Annotated in this window: 2 protein-coding genes; both read right to left on the reverse strand. The window is 44.8% G+C overall.

Annotated features, from left to right (window positions below; all coding sequences use genetic code 11):
• Nucleotides 1–1,054 (reverse strand): alanine-zipper protein (locus ACFIJL_RS09425; protein WP_375624441.1); only part of this gene is annotated, 1,054 nt, incomplete at its 3' end.
• 22 nt (nucleotides 1,055–1,076) lie between these two features.
• A complete protein-coding gene (locus tag ACFIJL_RS09430) occupies nucleotides 1,077–1,298 on the reverse strand; it encodes a hypothetical protein (RefSeq protein WP_375624443.1) in 222 nt (73 codons plus the stop codon).
• Nucleotides 1,299–1,302: the final 4 nt, after the last annotated feature.

The following is a 1,302-nucleotide window of genomic DNA, read 5'->3' on the forward strand; positions in this document are numbered from 1 at the left end:
CACTCTTCGCTTCTTCTGATAAACTTTTTGCACTCAAAGCGGTTTGGCTTGCATGATCACTCGTGGATTTTGCTTCATTGGCTATTGTTTCTAAGCCTTCTGTTTTAGATTTTGCATCGCTAGCCTCTCTTAGTGCTTGATCTACTTTCTCTGTTACACTCTCTGCTGCACTTTTCGCCGCTTCCGCTAAACCCTTCGCTTCTGAAGCTGTTTGCGAGGCTTGTTCCACTCCTGTTTGCGCCGATTCGGCAACTATCTTAACAGTTGCAACAGATTCCTTGACTTCATCACAAGCATTCTTGGATTGTTCTGAAAGAGCTTTTGCCGCTTCTGCAATATCCTTAGCATCATCAGCTGTCTGTTTGGCTCCATCCGCCTTAAGACTTGCTTGTGTTGCTATCGTCTTAACTTCATGACTCGTCGCTACCGCGGTCGCTGCTACTTGGGTTGTCTCTGTTGCTGTTTGGGAAGCATCTCTCGCTGTTTGTTCTGCACGTTCAGCAATGGACTTCGATTCATCGGCTAATCTCTTTGCTTCTGTCGAGACATGGACGGCATTCTCACTTGCCTGCTTGACCTCTGAAAAACTTTGCAATGCCGTAGCCAATGAACCTTTCGTACCACTTATTTCCCCTGTAGCTCTATCGACTCCTGCCTTCGCCTCTTCTGCCATTTGCTTCGCGGCATCTGATGCACTCTTGGATTCTTCTGCTAAGCCCTTGGCTGTATCCGCTGTATCTTTTGCAAGATTAGCGGTTGTCGTAGCTGCTGTAACCGCTTCACCCGTTTTTGTCACCTCTGTAAGCGCTTGATCAGAAACCCTTTTCGATTCCTCTGCAACCTGTTGCGCACTATTTGCACGCGCCATGGCTTTTTCAGACTCTTGCCTTGCATTAACAACCTGTTCTAATGGTGCAAAAGTTTCATACGAATACAAAGATGCCGTCCCTAAAATCTTAGGAACAACAACACTATCTTGCGAACTTCCTTCTCTGATTTCCTCTTTCGTTGCTATTGGTATCAAATACTCATGACTATGATCGGGTATTTTCATATGCTTTATTCCTTCATTAAACCTAAAATGAACACTCTTTCAAATCTTCAAACTCTTCTCTTAATGCCTCTAAGCGCTTCTCTAAATCTTTCAGTGAACCATCAAGCTCCGTTTTCAAAGCGGCTTTCAGTAAATCAAAAACGCCATTAAGCGGCGCATGCACAAAACCTTCCCCCGAATACAAAACGACCCGTACTTGAGACGGGTCGCTAATCTCTGATATCGCAAACGGTTTTAATGACATTTCA

It is taken from the genome of Bartonella sp. TT119HLJHH, assembly GCF_042193385.1.
Taxonomy (GTDB): Bacteria; Pseudomonadota; Alphaproteobacteria; order Rhizobiales; family Rhizobiaceae; genus Bartonella.